This window comes from Halomonas sp. SpR1 (assembly GCF_031010175.1).
GTDB lineage: Bacteria > Pseudomonadota > Gammaproteobacteria > Pseudomonadales > Halomonadaceae > Vreelandella.
The window spans coordinates 214953-234862 of the sequence record NZ_JAUAMB010000001.1; the positions used below are offsets into that span (position 1 = coordinate 214953).

The following is a 19910-nucleotide window of genomic DNA, read 5'->3' on the forward strand; positions in this document are numbered from 1 at the left end:
TCGCACGGTTTTACCTACTTCTGCTGCGCAACTGCGTAAATCTTCTCAAGCATGGCGTGCAAGCCGTTGCTACGCGTCGGAGAGAGGTGTTTATCCAGGCCTAAATCAGCTAAAAAATGCGGCTCGGTCGCACGTATTTCAGCGGCGGAGCGCTCGCTGTAAATACGCAGCAATACGGCAATCAGGCCGGATACAATGGCGGCATCGGAGGTGGCCTTGAACACCAGCTTATCGCCCTCCTCCTCATGTCGCATCCATACGTTTGACTGGCAGCCCTGAATTTTAAACTCCTCAATTTTCCACTCTTCGGGAAAATCAGGCAGTTGCTTGCCCATATCAATAATGTACTGGTAGCGATCCATCCAGTTATCAAATATTTCGAAATCTTCGATCAGCTCTTGCTGGGCCTGCTCGGCGCCGGAAGTGCTCATGCTATTTCCTTCTCTATTGGCTTGGCGACTGACATGTTGCGTCATTTAGTTACTCATGGTGCTCATTATAACGGCTCGAAGGCGTCTTGAGGGGCGTTGCGTCAGAAACAGTCAATCGATGGCGCTGTTGCTCGCGATGCCACTCCTCGTCTTCGTTATGCAGATAGCGCGATGTGGTATCGAGGCGCGCGTGACGAGCGCTTTCGGCCAGATGGCGCAGGCTAATGCCCGATTGAGCCTGATGGGTAATCGAGGTATGTCGTAACCAGTGCGGCGTTGCCTGGTTAAGCGCGGCAATATGTCCAGGTGCGCCGCCGTTATCTTCAAGTGCTTGCGCCGCTTGCTGAAAGGTCGCACGAATAAGTCGATAGAGCTGGTTATGACCCAGGCCCCGCTGACCATCCAGTGCGCGCAGTACCGGGGCTTTAGCGTCTAACGTGCTTGGATATTGGGACAAGCCTAATACCAGGCGCCACTGGCCCAGGCACTCCAGCATATCGTCGGGTAATGGGATGCGCGCCATCTTGTTGCCCTTACCCACCACATGCCACCACCAGCGCCCTTCGCTGCGCTGAAAATCACCCATACGCGCATCCGCCATCTCGCTTAGGCGCGGTGCCAGCAGATAAGCAAAACCAAAAATAAAGCGCCGCCTCGCCTGCTCGAAATGGGCGCGACTGCCCTCCTCTATTGCTAATGGCTTATTCAACCACTCCCACAGCCATGCCCATAGATTACTCTCCAGATAGCGCTCAATCCGCTGCGTTTGATTATTCAGACGGCGGGATTTATCGCGCATTAAGCGAAACGGGTTGTGGTCAACCCACCCTGCTTCGATCAGCCAGGCAAACATCCCCTGCAGTATCACCAGGCTTTGGCGGCGACTGGCAGGCGATAGCGCACCGCGAAATGGCCGCCACGCCGGATGCGTGCGAGGTTTTGATGGCCCTATCCACTGCTCGCTGGGCTGCGGATCGGTGAGAAAAGCTTCGAATTGGCGCAACGTTTCACGGTTTATATCGGTAAGTGTGAGCCCTTGGCTAGCCAACCACAGCAGCAGGCGCTCCGCCTCGCGGCGGTAGGCTTTCCAGGTTTGCGGGCTATCCGCGTACTCTTCAAGCCATGCGGTCACTGCCTGGGCATCGTTTTGGGCGCTAATACGCCCGCCACTTGGCAGCTCTTTTAATGCCTGTAGTTGGCCTGTGGGTGTAATTGCTGCGTTTGCCATACCCGCCACTACTCTTTGTTCAGCCACTGCGCTCTTCTCAGCCACTACGCTCTTCTCATTAGCCGGTTTTTGCTTCCTCTGGCCTTAAGTCTGCCGCTGTAGCCGTAAAAATTCAAGATAAGACGGGTAATCTTGAATTTATAGCATTATTTGTAAATAATTTTACGTATTACATAATACGTAATTATTGCCTTTTGAGAGATAAGCCCCGACAATGGCGCTTACAAAAGCGCGCAAGGAAGGATCACTACATGGCCCGCAACGGCATTCAGTACAGCGATGTTCAACAAGCCATTGATGCCCTGCTGGCACGGGGCGATACGCCCAGCGTGCAGCGCATTCGCGATGTGCTGGGCACTGGCAGTTTCACGACAATTAGTGAGCACTTTCGCTTGTGGCGCAGCGAGCGTGAGCAGAATCGTGACGTGCCGCCGCCCAAAGGCGTACCGGAAGTGGTGGCGACCATGGCTGGGGAGCTTTGGCGGGAGGCCCAAGAGGTAGCGAATCAAACGCTGCACCACTACCGCGAGGATGCCGATCGCCAGGTGTCGGACGCTCAGCAGCTCTCTGAGGAGGCTAAACAGCAGGCGGCTAACGCTGAGCAGCGAGAAAGCGCCCTCGCCGAGCACTTGCGTCATATGGAGCAGCGCATGGAAGCGTTAAATCGGGAGTTAGCCGCCAGTCAAACCAGCGAACATCACTGGCATCAACAAGCAGAGACAGCGCTGAACGAAGTCGCTCAACTAAAGCAGGCGCAACAACAGCTAGAGAACCAGTTTGGCGTACAGCGCGATGCGCATAACCAAGCACTCAGCGAGCAGCAGGTCGCATGGGAGCAGCGGTTAGCACAGGAAGAGCAGCGTCATGAAGCGGCCGAAGGGAGGCTGATGGCGATGCTGGATAGCGCTCAGCAGGCGCGTGCCCAGGAGGAGAAAAGCTTTCAAAAGCGTCTACAGCAGTCTGAACAGCGTATTGAGTCATTAAGCCAGGAGCTAAAGACAAAGCAGCAGACCCAGCATGAGCTACAGATCAAGGCCAGCGAACGCGAGCAACAGCTTGGTGAGAAGACGCAACAAATCACATCGTTGGAGAAGCAGCAAAAAGCGTTAACCCAGCAATTAGATGAGGCGAAGGCGGCATTAGATCGCCAAGCCCGGCAGCATGCAGAGCGCGAAACCGCGCTGCAGCAAGCGTGGCAAGAGAAACTCTGGAGTCGAATGGAGGCGCTTCAGTCACAACTAACGGCGCTTCCCGATGCGCTTTCTAAACAGAGCAGTGAGCCAGGCCAGTAATTAACCTAGAGACGTAAAAAGCCCAGCGATTCAAGCTGGGCTTTTGAGTCTTACTATCGTTTATTTAGCGGTAGTAGGCGTTGGTCGTATCGGTATGGTCGGTGACATCGCGAATACCGGCAAGCTCGGGAATGCGCTCCATCAGGGTTTTCTCAACGCCGTCTTTCAGGGTTAGATCAACCGCCGCACACCCCTGGCAACCTCCCCCAAAGGCTAAGATGGCGTATTGTTCCTCGGTAAGCTCCACCAACTTGATTTCGCCACCGTGGGCCGCCAGACCTGGATTGATTTCGCTGTAAAGCACGTAATTAACGCGATCTTCCAGCGGGCTGTCGGCATTTACCTTGGGCATCTTGGCGTTGGGCGCTTTGATGGTGAGCTGGCCGCCCATGCGGTCGGCGTTGAAATCCACCACCGCCTCTTCCAAAAAGGCCAAGCTGTTTTTATCGAGAAAGACATTGATTTTCTCGAGTTCCAGCAGCACATCAGTAGGCTCTTCTTCGCCGGGACGGCAGTAAGCCAAGCAGGTTTCCGCGTAGGGTGTGCCCGGCTGAGTAATAAAGATGCGTACAGCAATACCTTCAACGTTCTGCTTTTCCAGCAGTTCTGCCAGGTACTCTTGCGCGCTGTCCGTAATATCAATACCTTGGGTATCGACTTTAGTTTCTTTTTCGCTAGTCGTGGTCATGAGGGCTGTCTTCCTCCCGTGGTAGTGGCGGCGCCACTTCACATGTCATTTGTCCCTATGGTAAGCAAAACGGCGCGCTGACACAATCCCGACTGTTTTAGTCGGCTATTTTAATTATCTTTCCTTATGCAGCGGATAGCCTTCCCAGGGGCGCCTTTTGCCCTCCCTTTTGTTATCATTATGCGCCTCTAAACGACAGATGCTGCTTTTTCCGACGATAACAACATCCCCTTTGACGACTGTGACGCTGGAGAACTCCCCCTGCCATGGCTGATAGTGCTTTGATCGCGACCCTCACCCAACGCCTTGCCGAACGTATCCTGATTCTGGACGGCGGTATGGGCACCATGCTGCAGAATGCTCAGTTAAGCGAGGAGGATTTTCGTGGCGAACGGTTCAGCGATTGGCCTTCGGATCTCAAAGGCAATAATGATTTGCTCGCGCTCACCTGCCCCGATGTGGTCAAGCGGATCCACCGCGACTACCTGGAAGCTGGTGCCGACATTATCGAGACCAACACCTTTAACAGCACCCAACTGTCACAGTCCGATTACGGCATGGAATCGCTGGTAGTTGAGCTCAACCGCGAATCAGCGCGCCTGGCTCGTGAAGTATGCGATGCGGTGGCCGCTGAAACCGGCGTACCCCGCTATGTTGCGGGTGTGTTAGGCCCCACCTCGCGCACCGCCTCGCTCTCGCCGGATGTGAATGACCCCGCCAAGCGTAATGTCACCTTTGATGAGTTGCGCGAGAACTACTATGAAGCCGCCGAAGCGCTGATTGCGGGCGGTGCCGATCTGATCATGATCGAAACCATCTTCGATACGCTCAACGCCAAGGCAGCGATCTATGCCCTTGAAGAGCTGTTCGATGCCCGCGGTGAGCGTTTGCCGGTAATGATCTCCGGTACGATTACCGATGCCTCGGGCCGCACGCTTTCGGGTCAAACCACAGAGGCTTTCTGGAACTCGGTACGCCACGCTCAGCCGCTTTCGGTGGGCTTAAACTGCGCGCTGGGCGCCGAAGAGTTGCGCCCCTACCTGGAAGAGCTTTCTACCAAGGCTGACACCTTTGTCTCCGCGCACCCCAATGCGGGCCTGCCTAACGAGTTTGGTGAGTATGACCAAACACCGGAGGAGATGTCGGAAATCGTCAGCGAGTTTGCCGCCAGTGGGCTGGTCAATATTATCGGCGGCTGCTGTGGCTCGACGCCTGAGCATATCCGCGCGATTGCCGACTCTGTGCGCGATATGGCACCACGGGTAATCCCTGAGCGCAGCCGCGCCTGCCGTTTGTCCGGTCTAGAGCCGTTCAACATTGAAGCTGACTCGCTGTTCGTCAACGTCGGCGAGCGCACCAACGTCACCGGCTCGGCACGCTTTAAGCGCTTGATTGTGGAGGAGGACTTCACCACCGCGTTGGAAGTCGCTCTTGAGCAGGTCGAGAGCGGCGCCCAGGTCATCGATATCAATATGGACGAGGGCATGCTCGAGTCCAAGGAAGCCATGGAGCGCTTTCTTAACTTGATCGCTGGTGAGCCGGATATCGCCCGTGTACCAATTATGATCGACTCCTCCAAGTGGGAGATCATCGAAGCGGGATTGAAGTGCGTTCAGGGCAAGGCGGTGGTGAACTCCATCTCACTCAAGGAGGGTGAAGCCGCTTTCCGCGAACAGGCCACCAAGTGCCGCCGCTTTGGCGCCGCCATCGTGGTTATGGCCTTTGATGAAGAGGGCCAGGCGGATACCTTCGCGCGCAAAACCGAAATCTGTCAGCGCGCCTACCGTCTGCTGGTCGATGAGATCGGCTTCCCCGCCGAAGATATCATCTTCGACCCCAATATCTTTGCTATCGCCACGGGCATTGAAGAACACAATAATTACGCGGTCGACTTTATCGAAGCGACCCAGTGGATTCGTGACAACCTGCCCCATGCCATGGTTTCCGGCGGCGTGTCCAACGTCTCGTTCTCGTTCCGTGGCAATAACCCGGTACGCGAAGCGATTCACTCGGCTTTCCTGTACCACGCCATCCGTGCGGGCCTCACCATGGGGATCGTCAACGCGGGCCAGCTCGCCGTTTATGACGACCTGCCTGCCGAACTGCGCGAAGCGGTTGAAGATGTGGTGCTTAACCGGCGTAGCGACGGCACCGAACGGCTGCTGGATATTGCCGACAAGTATAAAGGCGACGGTAGTGGTGCGGCCAAGAAAGAAGACCTGGAGTGGCGCAGCTGGCCGGTGAACAAGCGTATTGAGCACGCGCTGGTGAAAGGCATCACCGTCTATATCGAAGATGACACCGAACAGGCTCGCGCCGAGGCCGAACGGCCAATTGAGGTCATCGAAGGCCCGCTGATGGACGGCATGAACGTGGTGGGCGACCTGTTTGGCGATGGCAAGATGTTCTTGCCTCAGGTGGTTAAGTCAGCGCGGGTAATGAAACAGGCCGTGGCTTACTTGATCCCCTACATCGAAGCCGAGAAGAGCGAAGACACTAAGGCCAAAGGCAAGATCGTGATGGCCACGGTCAAAGGCGATGTCCACGATATCGGCAAAAATATCGTCGGCGTAGTGTTGCAGTGTAATAACTACGAAGTCATTGACCTTGGCGTGATGGTACCTGCCGATAAAATCCTCCAGGCAGCCAAAGAGCACAACGCCGACATTATCGGCCTTTCGGGACTGATCACTCCGTCATTGGATGAAATGGTGCACGTGGCCAAAGAGATGCAGCGCCGTGGTATGGATCTACCGCTACTGATTGGCGGTGCCACCACCTCTAAAGCGCATACCGCAGTGAAAATTGAGCCCCAGTATGAGCACCCGGTGATTTACGTTACCGACGCCTCTCGCGCCGTGGGCGTAGCGGGTAAATTGCTCACGCCTGCCTTAAAAACACCTTATGTTGCCGAGATTCGCGAAGAGTACGAAAAGGTTCGTGAGCGTAACGCCAAGCGTCGCCCCAAGGCAGCGGATCTGGACTACACCCAGGCGCGTAAGCGGCGTTTCCGTACCGACTGGAGCGCCCACACTCCCGCCGAGCCCAACATGCTCGGGCTGAAGACCTTTGACGACTACGATCTCGAAGAGTTGATCGAGCGCATCGACTGGACGCCGTTTTTTATGAGCTGGCAGCTTGCGGGCAAGTACCCCAAAATCCTTGACGACAAAGTGGTGGGTGAAGCGGCACGTAACCTGTTTGAAGACGCCAAGGTAATGCTGGCAAAGCTTGTCGATGAAAAACGCGTTCAAGCCCGTGGCGTTATCGGCCTTTGGCCCGCCAATAGCGTCGATGACGACGTGATTGAGGTCTACGCCGACGAATCGCGCAGCGAAGTCGTTGAACGTCTCTTCCATATTCGTCAGCAGACCACCAAAGGTCGCGACGGCATCTGCTACAGCCTGGCCGACTTTATTGCCCCCAAAGAGAGTGGCAAACCCGACTGGATTGGCGGCTTTGCGGTCACTACCGGCCACGGCGTCGATCAGCTCTCTAAAGCTTACGAAGCCGCTGGCGACGATTACAATGCCATTATGGTGCAGGCGTTGACGGATCGCCTTGCGGAAGCCTTTGCCGAACGCATGCACGAACGGGTGCGCAAAGAGTTCTGGGGCTACGTGCCGGAAGAAACCCTGGATAACGATGCATTGATCGCCGAGAAGTATCAGGGTATCCGCCCTGCCCCTGGCTACCCTGCCTGCCCGGATCACACCGAAAAAGCCACGCTATTCCGGCTGCTCAATGCCACCGAAAATACCGGTCTGGCACTGACCGAAAACTTTGCCATGTGGCCCGCAGCGGCGGTTTCCGGCTGGTACTTTGCCCATCCGCAGTCGAAATACTTCTCTACCGGCAAGATCACCCGGGATCAGGTCGAAGCCATCGCCGCGCGTAAGCAGATGCCCCTTGAGGAGATGGAACGCTGGCTCTCACCGGTGCTCTCCTACAACCCGAGTTGATTAGTGCTGTTTGCAAACCGCCATGGCAGGGTATTGCGCCTTGCCTTACCCATCATGTTGGGCATGCTTTCACAGAGCCTGCTCAACTTGATCGATGCTGCGTTGGTAGGGCATCTAGGCGAGGTAGCACTAGCAGGTGTTGGCGTGGGCGGTTACGCCATGTTTATGCTGACCGCGGTAGTGTTTGGTCTATCTTCCAGCGTACAGTCACAAACTGCCCAGCGCGTGGGGGCTGCCCATAGGCATATCGCCCACCCGCTTAACTCGGGGCTAGCGATAGGGTTTGCGCTAGGCCTGCCGCTATCACTCTGGGCGTGGTGGCAAGCGCCGCTGCTGATGGGCTTGATTAGCCAGGCCGATGATGTTCAAAGCGTTGCGGTTAGCTATTTTCGTTGGCGGGTGGTGTCACTGATCGCCATTGCGTTAACACTCTGCTTTCGTGGTTACTGGAACGGTCGCCAGCAGACGCATCTCTATTTGCGTATCATCGTGTCAGTTCACTTGATTAACGTGGCGACCAGCGCTGGTTTAATCTACGGTTTAGCCGGGCTACCGCAAATGGGTGCGAGCGGTGCGGGTGCGGGAACGACACTGTCACTGTTTATTGGCTTGATGGTGTGGTGCTGGGTGAGCACCCAAAGCTTTTCTTTAAAACGTTGTTTAAAACAGCTGCCACGTTTGGCCACCCTGCGCACTACCCTGATACTGGCTGCTCCCCACTCTTTACAGCAGCTTCTATTCGCAGCGGGTTATGCGGTACTCATTGGACTCTTGAGCCAGCTGGGCACCGCCAGCGTCGCGGTTGGCCACGTGTTGATTAATTTATCACTGCTGCTGATTTTGCCAGGGGTCGGAATAGGCGTTGCGGCGATGAGCCTGGTAGGCGAAGCGTTAGGCCGGGATGCTCAGTATGAAGCCCACCGCTGGGGGCTGGATGCGCTGCGGGTGGCTTGGCTGTTACTCATTATGTTGGCGCTACCCATGCTGGTCTTGCCCGAGCAGGTACTCGCCCTCTTTTTCACCAACAGCGAGTTAATCGCGCTGGGTAAACTCCCGCTACAGCTAACCGGCGTGATGATTGTGCTGGATGCTGCGGCCCTGGTGCTTGCCCAGGCATTAATGGGCGCGGGCGCTCAGCGCACAGTCATGATGCTCACCCTGGGGATGCAGTGGCTGCTTTTTTTACCTCTGGCCTGGTGGGTAGGCATCGGTTTAGACCAAGGCTTATTAGGTATCTGGCTTATGCAACTGCTTTACCGATTGGTAAACTCGGCCGGATTTTTATGGGTATGGCAGCGCCGCCGCTGGTTGGCCCCCGCCTTCTAACGGGCTGCCAAACTCATACTATGGTTTCTAAATAGCTTTTAGAGATAAAAAGATAATTATATATTCTTTTGTAGAATATGACGCCCGCGTTAAGGTGACGCTACATTAACGTCCGTCTCAACGTGACCATTTCGCTTTTTAGCAGGATCGTGCCACATGTACCGTTATGATATTCACGACCAAACCCTGGTTGATGAGCGTGTCGCTCAGTTCCGTGACCAAATGGAACGCTACCGCGCCGGGCGTTTGGGAGAAGAAGAGTTCCGTCCGTTACGGTTGCAAAACGGCCTCTATATTCAACGCCATGCGCCCATGCTGCGTATTGCGATTCCATACGGCATGCTGGCGGGTAGTCAGCTACGTGCCTTGGCTGAGATCACTCGCCGCTATGACCGCGGCTACGGTCACTTTACTACTCGGCAAAATTTGCAGCTGAACTGGCCTGCCCTTGAAGATGTGCCGGATATTTTGGCGGATCTGGCCAAAGTGCAGATGCACGCGATTCAAACCAGCGGTAACTGCATTCGTAACACCACCAGCGACCAGTTTGCCGGCATCGCCAACGATGAAGTGGAAGATCCGCGTCCCTGGTGTGAGCTAATCCGCCAATGGTCAACGCTACACCCGGAATTCGCCTACCTGCCGCGCAAGTTCAAAATCGCCGTCAGCGGTGCGGCCCAAGACCGTGCGGCCATTCAGGTGCACGATATTGGCCTGCGCTTCTGGTACAACAGCGACGGAGAGCTGCGTGTAAAAGTGTTGGCCGGTGGTGGCCTGGGCCGTACCCCGATGATAGCCGACGTGGTTCGCGAAGACCTGCCCTGGCAGCATTTGCTGACTTACCTGGAAGCCTGTGTGCGGGTCTACAACCAGTTTGGTCGTCGCGACAACAAGTTCAAGGCGCGGATTAAAATCCTCGTTAAAGCCCTGGGTATTGAGGAGTTCCGTCGCCGGGTGGACGAAGAGTGGGCACACTTAAAAGATGGCCCGCAAACGCTTAATCAGGCAGCCGTCGATGCAGCCAAAAAGCACTTCCCCGAGCCTGATCGTCGCCCGGTGGCAGCGTCCGCAACAGAAGAGTTTGACCGCCTGCGGGCCGAAAACCGTAGCTTTGCGCGTTTTGTCACCAACAATGTGACCGATCACAAGGTGTCCGGCTATAAAGCCGTAACGCTATCGCTTAAACGCCGTGAGCACGCGCCGGGCGATGTCACCGCTGACCAGATGGAAGCCGTCGCTGATTTAGCCGACCGCTACAGCTTTGGTGAAGTGCGTGTCACCCACGAACAGAACCTGGTGCTATCTGATGTGCCGGTGGATGAGCTGGAAGCGCTGTGGAAAGAGCTTGAGGCGTTGGGTATGGCCAACCCCACCGTGGGCACGCTCAACGACATTATCTGCTGCCCTGGCGGCGACTATTGCAGCCTGGCCAATGCAGTATCGATTCCCATCGCCCAGGCGCTACAGGAACGCTTTGAAGATCTAGACTTCCTGTATGACCTTGGCCCGCTGGATCTGAATATTTCCGGCTGCATGAACGCCTGTGGCCACCACCACGTGGGCCATATCGGCATCCTGGGCGTGGATAAAAAAGGCGAAGAGTTCTACCAGATATCGATTGGCGGTAACTCCACCGACGATGCCTCGCTGGGTAAGATTTTAGGCCCGTCCTTTTTCCGCTCAGATGTACCGGATGTGGTTGAAAAAGTATTGGAAGTCTATGTGTCACAACGCCATGAGGACGAACGCTTCTTGGATACCTATCGCCGTATTGGTCTAAAACCCTTTAAGGAGCGTGTTTATGCCTGATAAATCCTTGCCAAACGACACGCAAGCTGAAGCAACGGAACTGATGCCGGTTCATGTTGATCACTTGATAGCTAACGGCGAGCTGGCGGCGGAGAACGCTTGGTGTGTCTCCTACGATGAAGACACACTACCAGAGCAGCGCCCGGCGTTTGTGCCGCTAGCGTTGTGGCAGGCCAACCAGGAAGACGCTGAGCTGGCGCCGCTTCTGATGAGCGATACGACGCTTAATACGGAGCTTGCTGCGGAACTGAGCAAAGCGCCGGCCATTGCCATCGACTTCCCCGCCTTCACCGATGGCCGTGGTTACTCCATCGCTCGCCTGCTTCGTGAGCGCTACGACTACCGCGGTGAAGTGCGCGCCGTAGGCGACGTCTTAGTTGATCAGTTGGATTACATGCGTCGCTGTGGCTTTAGTGCCATGGCGCTGCGTGATGACCAGCATCCCGAGGATGCCCTGCGCGCGCTAAGCTTCATCAGCGTTCGCTACCAGCCTGATGTGGAAGAGCGACAGGCGCTATTCGAGCGCCGCTTAGCAGCCGATAAGTAAGCGCAGTAAGTGACGTTTGCAAACCAAAAAGGGCAGCTTCGGCTGCCCTTTTTATTTGAAAACAGTTTTATTGATAGACACTTATCCTCGGCGTTTTTGCTGGCGCTCGCGGTTATTGGCTTTGGCGCGATCACTTTTACGTAGCATGACCCAGGTAGCACCCAGCCCACCTTCTGAAGGCTGCGCGGACACGTACGCCTGGACTTCCTCAAACTGGCTGAGCCACTTGGCAAGGTATGAACGCAGCACATTGGCGGGGCTATCAATCTCACGCCCACGGCCATGCACGATCATAACGGAGCGTAAATCATGGGCGTAGGCATCCTGAATAAAGGGAAACAGCATGCGACGGCACTCCGTTAATGGCCGCCGAAGCAAGTGGAGCTGCGCCTGAACGCTATAGCCACCGTGTCTTAATTTATCGACCACACCCTGCTGAATGCCCTCGCGGCGATACTCCATGGGATCAAAAGGGGGCAGCAGATCGACAAAGTCGTCAGATAGGAAGTTACGCGCTCCCATCTCTTCCTCTGCCCACTCCCGCCGAGCCAACTGGGATTCAGAGGGGATTTTACGATGAGCGCCTGGGTCGGCGCGATTTCTAGGTGGCAGCGGTTTAACATCGCCTACTAGAGCACGAAAATCCAGATCATCACGAAGTGGCTGATTCATTGCAGGCTCCTACGGCAGGGTCTAATAAGCACCTATATGACATAAATAGAGTAGCAAACCGGTGCACTTTGCTTAAGCAGATTCAATAAGACGATAACATAGAACTTGTCATCGTCCGTTTGGCGCGCCAAGCTGACCAGCCACTTTTTTAGCATTCGCAGTGAGACAGAGTATGGTGTGGTTAAAACGTCTAGTCATTTTAAGCGGTGTGGGGCTGCTTAGCCTAGCCGGATGGCTCTGGTTAACCATGCTCAGTCCGTGGTTTTATGATCGCCCTGGTACATTCCCCGCTATCGAACAGCGTACTCATCAGGTGTTTGTGTATGGCACGTTACGCTATGCCCCTATCCGGTTCGTTGTGATGGGGAGCTTAGGCGCCCCTAAGGAAGCCGTGTTGGAGGGGTACCAGCGCAACGGCCTCGACCTGTCGCCCCAGCCAGGGAGTCACGTCGAAGGCCTGGTGCTGAGTGTGAATGCCAAAGAGTTGGCCCGCCTTGATCGCTATGAACGACTGGGTATCCGCTATGAGCGGGTAGCGTTAACCCTTGATGATGGCACCCGCGCTTGGGTCTATAGGCGCCTTCCAGAGCAACAAAATACATTTGTATCGTACATGGAGTTTCCGATAGCTCTGGTACCATAGGCATCTATGATTACCGCGACAGCTTCCATGAACCCATTCAGGAATAGTGATGAGTGAAATGACACCCTACGTTCTGGTTCTCTACTACTCGCGCTCAGGTGCCACGGCCACCATGGCGCAACAGATTGCGGCTGGCGTAGAAAGCGTGCCTGGCATTCAGGCACGTTTGCGCACAGTGGCCCCGGTTTCAACGACCTGCGAAGCCATAGACCCAGAAATTCCTGCAGAAGGCGCAGTGTACGCTGACCTGGACGATCTGCGTAATTGCAGTGCGTTAGCACTGGGCAGCCCCACCCGGTTTGGCAACATGGCGGCACCACTTAAGTATTTTATCGATTCAACCAGTGGCTTGTGGATGAACGGTGCTTTGATCGACAAACCCGCCAGTGCATTCACCTCAACTTCAAGCCTACACGGTGGGCAGGAGAGCACCCTGCTCACTATGTTAGTGCCTCTGCTGCATCACGGTATGGTCTATGCGGGGGTTCCCTACAGTGAAACCACCCTGTTAGAGACTCGCACAGGCGGCACGCCCTATGGTGCCAGCCACTTGGCTGGAACACGTAGCGACCGCTCGGTGGATGAGCACGAGCGCGAACTCTGCATTGCCCAGGGTAAACGACTGGCGAGACTCGCCTTGGCGCTGCACGCTATGCGTCAGGAGGCATTATGAGGCAGTGGCTGGAAGATGTAGAAGCACGCCATGGGCTTGATAAATTGACCCTTAGAAGTCGGCAGGTGGTGCTAGCCAGTTTTGCCATCCTGCTGGTACTGGTCATTTATCGCGGCTTTTTACTCCAAGACGACGATTTTAACTGGCGCCCTGTCGTTGCGTTTGTTTTACCCCTGGTGCTGTTTTTACCCTCAATCATTGGTAAACGCGCACGCGGTCACGCCTGGCTCGCCTTCGTCAGCCTACTCTACTTCACACAAGGCGTGATGTTAATTACTCTGCCAGGCCAGGGACTACGTGGAATTTTGGAGGCCACTGTTGCGCTTGTGCTATTTGCCGGTTGCATGGGCTATGCGCGCTTTCGCAGTCGGCAGTTGCGTCAATGACTCATTCAAGAACGTATTCAAGAACTAATTTAAGAGCTAATTCAAGAACAAGTACATTAAAACCACAGCCATAGGACGACGCCAGCAGCAACCAATAAGGCGCCAATCGCGCGTAAACGCAGTAGCGTTGAGCTCAACGACTCTTTACGCGCATCAACTGGCTGCTGGCAAAAACGTTTGGCACCTACCAGCATCGCCGCTATCAGCGATTCACCCATTAGGCTATGTACGATCAAGCCTGCAAGGTGCAGCCCAATTAGGATGATGAGTAAATCGCTATTGAGCTGGTGCAAGGTTCTCAGCTGGCTGCCCACCTCATCCCCAAAGAAGCCATAGAGCGGGGCCTGAAAAAAGATATCGTCACTTAAAAACAGGCCACTCACTGCCTGAAAACTAAGCGAGAGCAGCATCAACAGCACCATCCATCCGCCTAGCGGATTGTGGCTGGCATAAGCGCTGGGTTGGCGCTTTAGGAGCGACCTGGAGTAGGCGACTGTTTCAGTGGGTGGATATAAAAACGTGTTAAATCTCGCGTACACGCTGCCCAGAGCGCCCCACAGCCAACGGAAGACAAGTAGCCCTATTACCAGATAGCCTGCCTGTGCGTGCACTTCAACTGGGAATAGGAAGGGCGCGCCGCTGGTCTTGGTGGTATAAAAAGAGACCAGCACGGCCGTCACTAACCCCCAGTGAAATAAGCGAACCCAGCCATCCCATACCTCAATCACTACCCTGTCACGCATAACTTATCCTCCCTTAGCAGTGATGGGCCTATATTGGTGGGCCTAGCGCTAGTAAGCCCGAAATAATGAGATAGCTTCGCATTAATTTTGGCTTTCTCCTAGAATGCGAGACAGTTAGCCGCAATCGATAGTCACAATGAGCTAGTCATAACACTGGTTAAAATAGAACAGTGAGTCGCAACGCATTTAACATCCATTGATGTCGGTCACTTGAGCTTTAAAGTCAGACCAGCGAACATGGATGAAACTCCAGGGAGAAGCATTCAATGACACGTAACATAGCCGATATCAGGCGTGACTATGAAGGTGGCAAGCTAGAAGAGTCCCAGACACCCGATGATCCATTCGTGTTGTTTGACGAATGGTTCACCCTCGCATTGGAAAAAGAGGGTACAGATGGCAATGCTATGACCCTAGCCACCGTTGATAGCCAAGGTCGCCCACACGCCCGAGTGGTACTGTTAAAAGGATTTGATCAGCGCGGCATGGTTTTTTACACCAATTACCATAGCCATAAGGGCAGCGAGCTGAGCAATGTACCCTTCGCGGCCATTACCTTCTGGTGGCCTTCGCTCTCCCGTCAGGTGCGTATCGAAGGCCCCGTTGAGCAGGTATCCGCTGATGAGTCTGATGAGTACTTCACCAGCCGCCCACGCGGCAGCCAGTTAGGTGCCTGGATTGCGACTCAAAGCGTGGTGATTCCTGACCGCAACTGGATCGAAGAGCGCCAAAAGCGCTTTGAACAAGCTTATGATGGTCAAGATATCCCACGCCCGATTCACTGGGGTGGCTATCGTATCAACCCGGAAATGATCGAGTTTTGGCAGGGCCAGCCTAGTCGTCTACACGACCGGCTGCGGTTTGAACGCCGCGACGGCGGCGAATGGAGCCGTTTCCGTCTAGCGCCCTAGCGTCTGTAACCAGTTTACGATTTGGGCCTGCGTTTTATACGCAGGCTTAATCCGGCATGCTCTCAAGGCGGTGCCGCTGCCACTCACTTTCGGGTTCGTTGAGGCGTAACACAGCATCAATCACCTGCTCCTCCATGTTGTAGCGACATTTAAAGCCTAAGTGCTTCATTAGTGCCCGCATTGGATGGTTATCGACCATAATTTTGCCGATCATCTCCAGAGTGCCGATGTTAGTGCAGTAATCGATCATCTTCTTCATCAGTAGGCTGCCAATTCCCAGCCCCTGCAAGTCATCACGAATAATAACCGAGAACTCGGTACGAATATTATCTGGATCGTTCCATACCCGTACCACGCCAAGCATCTCTTTGCTGCCATCGTCGCCCAAATATTCAGCAATAAACGCCATCTGACGGTCGTAATTAATATGCGATAGGATCGACAGGTCACGCTGGGTCAGGTTGGATTTATTGTGGAAATAGCGGAAACGAATACTCTCTTCCGAGAGCTGGCGATGGAAGGTAGTAATCAAATGGGCGTCTTCGGCACGAATGGGCCTGACTTCGACCTGCCAACCGTTTTTCAGCGTCACCCATTCTCGCAGCTCTTCAGGGTACGGCATGATCGCAAAGCGCGATGGCGTGCCAAGATCCATGGCAAAATCGACGGCAACCATGCCGTCACGATTCAGCAGCAGCGGATTGACTTCCAGCCCGCGCAGATCGCTTAAATCAGATGCCATTTGCGACAGTTTGACCAGCATTTGGCACAGGTGCTGAATATCACGCTCGGGATCGGCAGAGTGTTCACGAATTAATGAAGCGGCGTGGGTTCTCCCCACTACATCGGCGGCCAGGCTCATGTTGAGCGGAGGAAGCGCCACCTGGCGGTCAGCCAACACATTGACCTTATAGCCACCGATGCCAAAGACAATCAGCGGGCCAAAAACCGGGTCACGGGTAATACCCGCGCAAATCTGCATCGAGTGCTTGCCACGCTGCATGGGCTGTAAACAGTACTCGCGGATCGCATATTCGGGAAATTTCTCAGCGACCTTTTCACCAAGCTGGCGAACGCCTTCTGCTACCTGCTCGGGCGTGTCCAAATCCTGTAGCAAGCCCGCTGAAATTTTATGTGGGTGCTTGCGGTAGCGATAAGGGCGGCAATTGCCCTCATGCACCACTTTCAGTGCTTTGGTGCCAGAAATCTCCCCAGCGCGAACAAGCGCCTCATCGGGGTTGGCCAAATAGACGCTGGGCGCCGTAGGAATGCCATAGGCCTCAAGCACTTGCGCTGTTTCAGAGTGGGTTAAGGTCTGCCTGCCCTGCTCTTTCGCCTGCTTGATCAGCGTGCGGCACTGGGCACGTATTTCTGGACTGGTGGAAAATGGTAAGCTTGGCGGAATCTCCTGCAGCAGTGCCTGAACACGCTGATAAATCACCATATGCATAAACGCCTTAACGGCTTTTTCGGGTGAAATATAGGTTGGAATTCCGGCTAAGTTGCAGATATGGCGGGCATTAAGCGCCTCTTTTAAGCCCATCCAGCTGGTAAGCAGGTTGCGGCGAAACTTCTTGCGGTTATCGATCAGTGCCTGGGCAGTCACCAGGGACGGCGCCATCCGGGTAGGCGCGTGAACCACCAGAACAGCGTCCACATTGGCGTCAGCAGCGACAATTTCCAGCGCTTGGACAAACCGCTCTGGAGAGGCGTTGCCGCCGAGATCCACCGGGTTCTCCCCCGGCTTGCTCATATCAACCTCGCTATGGTGCAGCGCTGCCTGGGTTTCGGCGCTAAATTCGGCCAGCTTGCCGCCGGCGCTGATCAGCTTATCAATGGCCAGCATGGCAGGCCCCAGGCCGTTAGAAACGATCGCCAAGCGGTCACCTTTCAGAGGCTTCATGCGCGACAGGGTTTCCAACGCGTCGAGCAGTTCATCGGAGTCATCTACCCGCACCACCCCTGCCCGGGCAAAAGCGGCATCAAACACCACATCACGATTGGCAATTCCCGGTGTGGGCGCCATGCCTGAAATATCAGACTCAGGGGTGCGGCCGCTTTTTATCGCCAGCACCAAGCGATTACGCGACGCATCACGTACAGCGGTCATAAAGTGCTGGGCGTCATTGATCCGCTCAAGGTGCAGCATAATGGCCTGGGCGGGGGAAAATTGATTAACGTAATCGATCAAATCCGGCAGCAGTACGTCGACGCTGTCACCAACAGTAATTAGGTGTGAAAAACCCACATCACGCCCGGCGGCCCAATCGATCATGGCGTTTGCCAGCATACCGGACTGGCCCAGATAGGCGACGCGGCCCGCTTTCACTGGTTGACTGGCGTAAGAGGCATTCAGCTTTTTGCCCGGTACAATCAACCCCATGCACTCTGGGCCCAAGACACGAATACCCGAGACGCGTGCTGCACTCAACATGCGTTCGCGAATCGAGCCCTTATTGCCTTTATCCCGATCCAGGTAAGCTCCCCCCGAGAGAACCAAGGCCGCTTTGACACCGTACTGCCCAAGTTTTTTAATCAGGCTAGGGACACCTTCAATAGGCGTGCAGACCACGGCCAGGTCGGGCACTTCTGGTAGCTCGCTTACGCGGCTAACACAGGGTACGCCGAAGACCTGGGAATACCCTTTAAGGTTGACCGCCCACAGCGGCCCTTTAAAGCCGCCCTCCTGAATGTTGCTCAGCACTAAACCGCCCAACGATGCGGGCTTTTCAGAGGCGCCAAACACCGCTAGTGTGCGAGGTTCGAAAAAATGGTGTAAAAAGCGCGTGCTCACAATGCGTCTCCCCTGACATGAATCGCGGCTGTACGACTTATTGACACTGTCGCCCAGGCCCTGAAGGCGATTAAGGTGGCATCAATAATAATGGAGCGTTGGAATGATTACCGCCTACCTTACCCACCCAGACTGCTCATTGCATCATATGGGGCCGGAGCATCCTGAAAGCCCCCAGCGTCTGGAGGCCATTCGCGCTCGCCTATCGCTTGCTGGGTTATTACAGCAAACCATGCAGGCCGATGCCAAGGAAGCCTGTGAAGAGGCACTTGCCAGAGTACACCCCTTGCGCCACTTGCGCTCCCTGGATAAATGTTTGCCCACCGAAGGCATCGTTACATTAGATAGCGATACCATGATGAACCCCGACAGCCTGCAAGCCGCTCGGGTTGCAGCAGGCGCTGTTATCCGCGGGGTAGATCAGGTTTTCAAACGCCAGGCGGATAACGTCTTTTGTGCGGTTAGGCCGCCAGGCCACCACGCGGAAGCCAGCGATGCGATGGGTTTCTGTTTTTACAATAATATCGCCGTGGGGGCGGCTCATGCGCGAGCCAAATACGGCGCCAAGCGCATCGCCATACTGGATTTTGATGTGCACCAGTGCAATGGCACCATCGATATTTTTAAAAATGATCCCGAGGTGCTCATCTGCACCAGCTTCCAGTATCCGTTTTACCCGTGGCGTTATCTGCGCAGCGAGTGGCAAAACGTTGTCAATACACCGCTGGAAGTGGGCACCGATGGCCCTGAGTTTCGGCGCATTATTGAAAACCACTGGCTGCCTGCCTTGCACGCTTTCAAACCTGATTTAGTATTAATTTCAGCCGGGTTTGATGCGCACCGTGATGACCCCATGGGCGATATCTGTTTAGAGGATGAAGACTTCTACTGGATTACCCACCTCACCATGGAGATCGCCACCCTCTATGCCGATAATCGCATTGTATCGGTGCTCGAAGGCGGCTATAACCCGAAATCATTGGCCAGTGGCGTGGAAGCGCATCTAAAGGCGCTACTGGGCCTGCCATTTTCTGAGGTGCCTTAAATCCGACAGCGCTCTTGCCTGTCTGTGTAGGTCGTTCTTAGCCACTTCTGTGCTGTGATATCATGATTGATTACGCGCGCCTATAAACACGCACCGTTAGACCACGCAGCCAATGTGACAACCTATGACCGCTACGACTGAAGAGCATGCCGCGCTGCGTATTGCATCGGGAAGCAAACCTTTTGTTGAACCGCTGCGTTTAGGGGAGCGGCTCAAACAAATTCGTCTCGCTAATCAGTGGACGTTGGAAGAGGTTAGCCAGCGCACCGGGCTTGCTCGCTCAACGCTCTCTAAAATTGAGAACGATCAAGTCTCACCCACTTTTAGCGTGGTGCAAAAACTCACCACCGGGCTCAACATTGACCTACCCCAATTGCTCACGCCCCCCAAGCGGGAACGGTATACCATGGGGCGGCGGGATCTTACCCGTAAAGGTAAAGGGCAGCTCCACCCCACGCCCACCTATGAGCACGAATTATTAGGCCATCAACTCGCCCAAAAACGGATGATTCCCTTCAAAACTATCGTGCGGGCACGCAGTTTCGACGAATATCACCAGTGGGTACGCCACGATGGCGAAGAGTTTTTAATGGTGCTGCACGGCGATATTATGCTTTACACCGAGTTTTACGCCCCGCTAGTGCTAGCCGAGGGGGACAGTATCTATTTTGACAGTGATATGGGTCATGCCCTGGTATCCACTAGTCCAGACGATGCCGTGGTGTTGTCGGTGTGTACACGCGGTGATATAGCGTAGCGT

General features: G+C 54.9%; 17 protein-coding genes. 11 read left to right on the plus strand and 6 right to left on the minus strand.

Annotated elements, in window-relative coordinates:
• Positions 1-14: 14 nt before the first annotated feature.
• Positions 15-431, minus strand: coding sequence for a SufE family protein (locus tag QT231_RS01050; protein WP_308335096.1), 417 nt, complete (start codon positions 429-431; stop codon positions 15-17).
• 49 nt (positions 432-480) lie between these two features.
• Positions 481-1659, minus strand: coding sequence for a tyrosine-type recombinase/integrase (locus QT231_RS01055; RefSeq protein WP_308335227.1), 1179 nt, complete (start codon positions 1657-1659; stop codon positions 481-483).
• Positions 1660-1910: 251 nt separating this feature from the next.
• Between QT231_RS01055 and QT231_RS01060 the strand changes: the two genes are divergently transcribed.
• A complete protein-coding gene (locus tag QT231_RS01060; RefSeq protein ID WP_308335097.1) occupies positions 1911-2951 on the plus strand; it encodes a DNA-binding protein in 1041 nt (346 codons plus the stop codon).
• A 64-nt stretch (positions 2952-3015) separates the two neighbouring features.
• Here the strand turns inward: QT231_RS01060 and nfuA are convergent, their stop codons facing one another.
• Entirely contained in the window at positions 3016-3639 is a 624-nt protein-coding gene (nfuA, locus tag QT231_RS01065) for a Fe-S biogenesis protein NfuA (protein ID WP_308335098.1), read from the minus strand.
• A gap of 266 nt (positions 3640-3905) precedes the next feature.
• Between nfuA and metH the strand changes: the two genes are divergently transcribed.
• The 4 genes from metH to QT231_RS01085 all read left to right on the plus strand — a co-directional run bounded on the left by metH (position 3906) and on the right by QT231_RS01085 (position 11283).
• The gene (metH, locus tag QT231_RS01070; RefSeq protein WP_308335099.1) at positions 3906-7601 is read left to right on the plus strand and encodes a methionine synthase; all 3696 of its coding nucleotides are present in this window, start codon (positions 3906-3908) and stop codon (positions 7599-7601) included.
• 54 nt (positions 7602-7655) lie between these two features.
• Positions 7656-8927 (plus strand): MATE family efflux transporter, encoded by a 1272-nt coding sequence (locus QT231_RS01075; RefSeq protein ID WP_308335228.1) that lies wholly within the window; start codon positions 7656-7658, stop codon positions 8925-8927.
• A 156-nt stretch (positions 8928-9083) separates the two neighbouring features.
• Positions 9084-10736 (plus strand): nitrite/sulfite reductase, encoded by a 1653-nt coding sequence (locus QT231_RS01080; RefSeq protein WP_308335100.1) that lies wholly within the window; start codon positions 9084-9086, stop codon positions 10734-10736.
• A complete protein-coding gene (locus QT231_RS01085; protein WP_308335101.1) occupies positions 10729-11283 on the plus strand; it encodes a DUF934 domain-containing protein in 555 nt (184 codons plus the stop codon). The genes QT231_RS01080 and QT231_RS01085 overlap by 8 nt, the downstream gene beginning before the upstream one ends.
• A gap of 81 nt (positions 11284-11364) precedes the next feature.
• Here QT231_RS01085 and smrA read toward each other — a convergent pair whose 3' ends face one another.
• Positions 11365-11955, minus strand: a complete 591-nt coding sequence (smrA, locus tag QT231_RS01090; protein WP_308335102.1) for a DNA endonuclease SmrA — start codon at positions 11953-11955, stop codon at positions 11365-11367.
• Between the two features lie 172 nt (positions 11956-12127).
• Here smrA and QT231_RS01095 point away from each other — a divergent pair, with 172 nt between their 5' ends.
• The 3 genes from QT231_RS01095 to QT231_RS01105 are packed head-to-tail and all read left to right on the plus strand — an operon-like array spanning position 12128 to position 13657.
• Positions 12128-12598 carry a gamma-glutamylcyclotransferase family protein gene (locus tag QT231_RS01095; RefSeq protein ID WP_308335103.1) on the plus strand — a complete coding sequence of 157 codons (471 nt, stop codon included), beginning with the start codon at positions 12128-12130 and terminating at the stop codon, positions 12596-12598.
• A gap of 49 nt (positions 12599-12647) precedes the next feature.
• On the plus strand, positions 12648-13271 hold the full coding sequence (wrbA, locus tag QT231_RS01100) for an NAD(P)H:quinone oxidoreductase (protein WP_308335104.1): 624 nt from the start codon (positions 12648-12650) through the stop codon (positions 13269-13271).
• Positions 13268-13657 carry a DUF2069 domain-containing protein gene (locus QT231_RS01105; RefSeq protein WP_308335105.1) on the plus strand — a complete coding sequence of 130 codons (390 nt, stop codon included), beginning with the start codon at positions 13268-13270 and terminating at the stop codon, positions 13655-13657. The genes wrbA and QT231_RS01105 overlap by 4 nt, the downstream gene beginning before the upstream one ends.
• Positions 13658-13713: 56 nt before the next feature.
• On the opposite strand, the gene QT231_RS01110 is transcribed toward QT231_RS01105, so the two are convergent.
• Positions 13714-14400, minus strand: coding sequence for a cytochrome b/b6 domain-containing protein (locus QT231_RS01110; protein ID WP_308335106.1), 687 nt, complete (start codon positions 14398-14400; stop codon positions 13714-13716).
• Between the two features lie 266 nt (positions 14401-14666).
• On the opposite strand from QT231_RS01110, the gene pdxH reads away from it, so the two are divergent.
• Positions 14667-15311: a pyridoxamine 5'-phosphate oxidase gene (pdxH, locus tag QT231_RS01115; protein ID WP_308335107.1), complete on the plus strand. Its 645-nt coding sequence runs from the start codon at positions 14667-14669 to the stop codon at positions 15309-15311.
• A 46-nt stretch (positions 15312-15357) separates the two neighbouring features.
• Here the strand turns inward: pdxH and QT231_RS01120 are convergent, their stop codons facing one another.
• Positions 15358-18105, minus strand: a complete 2748-nt coding sequence (locus tag QT231_RS01120) for a bifunctional acetate--CoA ligase family protein/GNAT family N-acetyltransferase (RefSeq protein WP_308335108.1) — start codon at positions 18103-18105, stop codon at positions 15358-15360.
• A gap of 103 nt (positions 18106-18208) precedes the next feature.
• Here QT231_RS01120 and QT231_RS01125 point away from each other — a divergent pair, with 103 nt between their 5' ends.
• Together QT231_RS01125 and QT231_RS01130 are read left to right on the plus strand one after the other, a co-directional pair.
• Positions 18209-19150, plus strand: coding sequence for a histone deacetylase family protein (locus QT231_RS01125; protein ID WP_308335109.1), 942 nt, complete (start codon positions 18209-18211; stop codon positions 19148-19150).
• Between the two features lie 124 nt (positions 19151-19274).
• Entirely contained in the window at positions 19275-19907 is a 633-nt protein-coding gene (locus QT231_RS01130; RefSeq protein WP_308335110.1) for an XRE family transcriptional regulator, read from the plus strand.
• Positions 19908-19910: the final 3 nt, after the last annotated feature.

Bases quoted from the DNA above. Each gene is read 5' to 3' on its own strand.
- QT231_RS01050 (WP_308335096.1), bottom strand. From the start codon at position 431: ATGAGCACTTCCGGCGCCGAGCAGGCCCAGCAAGAGCTGATCGAAGAT.
- QT231_RS01055 (WP_308335227.1), bottom strand. From the start codon at position 1,659: ATGGCAAACGCAGCAATTACACCCACAGGCCAACTACAGGCATTAAAA.
- QT231_RS01060 (WP_308335097.1), top strand. From the start codon at position 1,911: ATGGCCCGCAACGGCATTCAGTACAGCGATGTTCAACAAGCCATTGAT.
- nfuA (WP_308335098.1), bottom strand. From the start codon at position 3,639: ATGACCACGACTAGCGAAAAAGAAACTAAAGTCGATACCCAAGGTATT.
- metH (WP_308335099.1), top strand. From the start codon at position 3,906: ATGGCTGATAGTGCTTTGATCGCGACCCTCACCCAACGCCTTGCCGAA.
- QT231_RS01075 (WP_308335228.1), top strand. From the start codon at position 7,656: ATGTTGGGCATGCTTTCACAGAGCCTGCTCAACTTGATCGATGCTGCG.
- QT231_RS01080 (WP_308335100.1), top strand. From the start codon at position 9,084: ATGTACCGTTATGATATTCACGACCAAACCCTGGTTGATGAGCGTGTC.
- QT231_RS01085 (WP_308335101.1), top strand. From the start codon at position 10,729: ATGCCTGATAAATCCTTGCCAAACGACACGCAAGCTGAAGCAACGGAA.
- smrA (WP_308335102.1), bottom strand. From the start codon at position 11,955: ATGAATCAGCCACTTCGTGATGATCTGGATTTTCGTGCTCTAGTAGGC.
- QT231_RS01095 (WP_308335103.1), top strand. From the start codon at position 12,128: ATGGTGTGGTTAAAACGTCTAGTCATTTTAAGCGGTGTGGGGCTGCTT.
- wrbA (WP_308335104.1), top strand. From the start codon at position 12,648: ATGAGTGAAATGACACCCTACGTTCTGGTTCTCTACTACTCGCGCTCA.
- QT231_RS01105 (WP_308335105.1), top strand. From the start codon at position 13,268: ATGAGGCAGTGGCTGGAAGATGTAGAAGCACGCCATGGGCTTGATAAA.
- QT231_RS01110 (WP_308335106.1), bottom strand. From the start codon at position 14,400: ATGCGTGACAGGGTAGTGATTGAGGTATGGGATGGCTGGGTTCGCTTA.
- pdxH (WP_308335107.1), top strand. From the start codon at position 14,667: ATGACACGTAACATAGCCGATATCAGGCGTGACTATGAAGGTGGCAAG.
- QT231_RS01125 (WP_308335109.1), top strand. From the start codon at position 18,209: ATGATTACCGCCTACCTTACCCACCCAGACTGCTCATTGCATCATATG.
- QT231_RS01130 (WP_308335110.1), top strand. From the start codon at position 19,275: ATGACCGCTACGACTGAAGAGCATGCCGCGCTGCGTATTGCATCGGGA.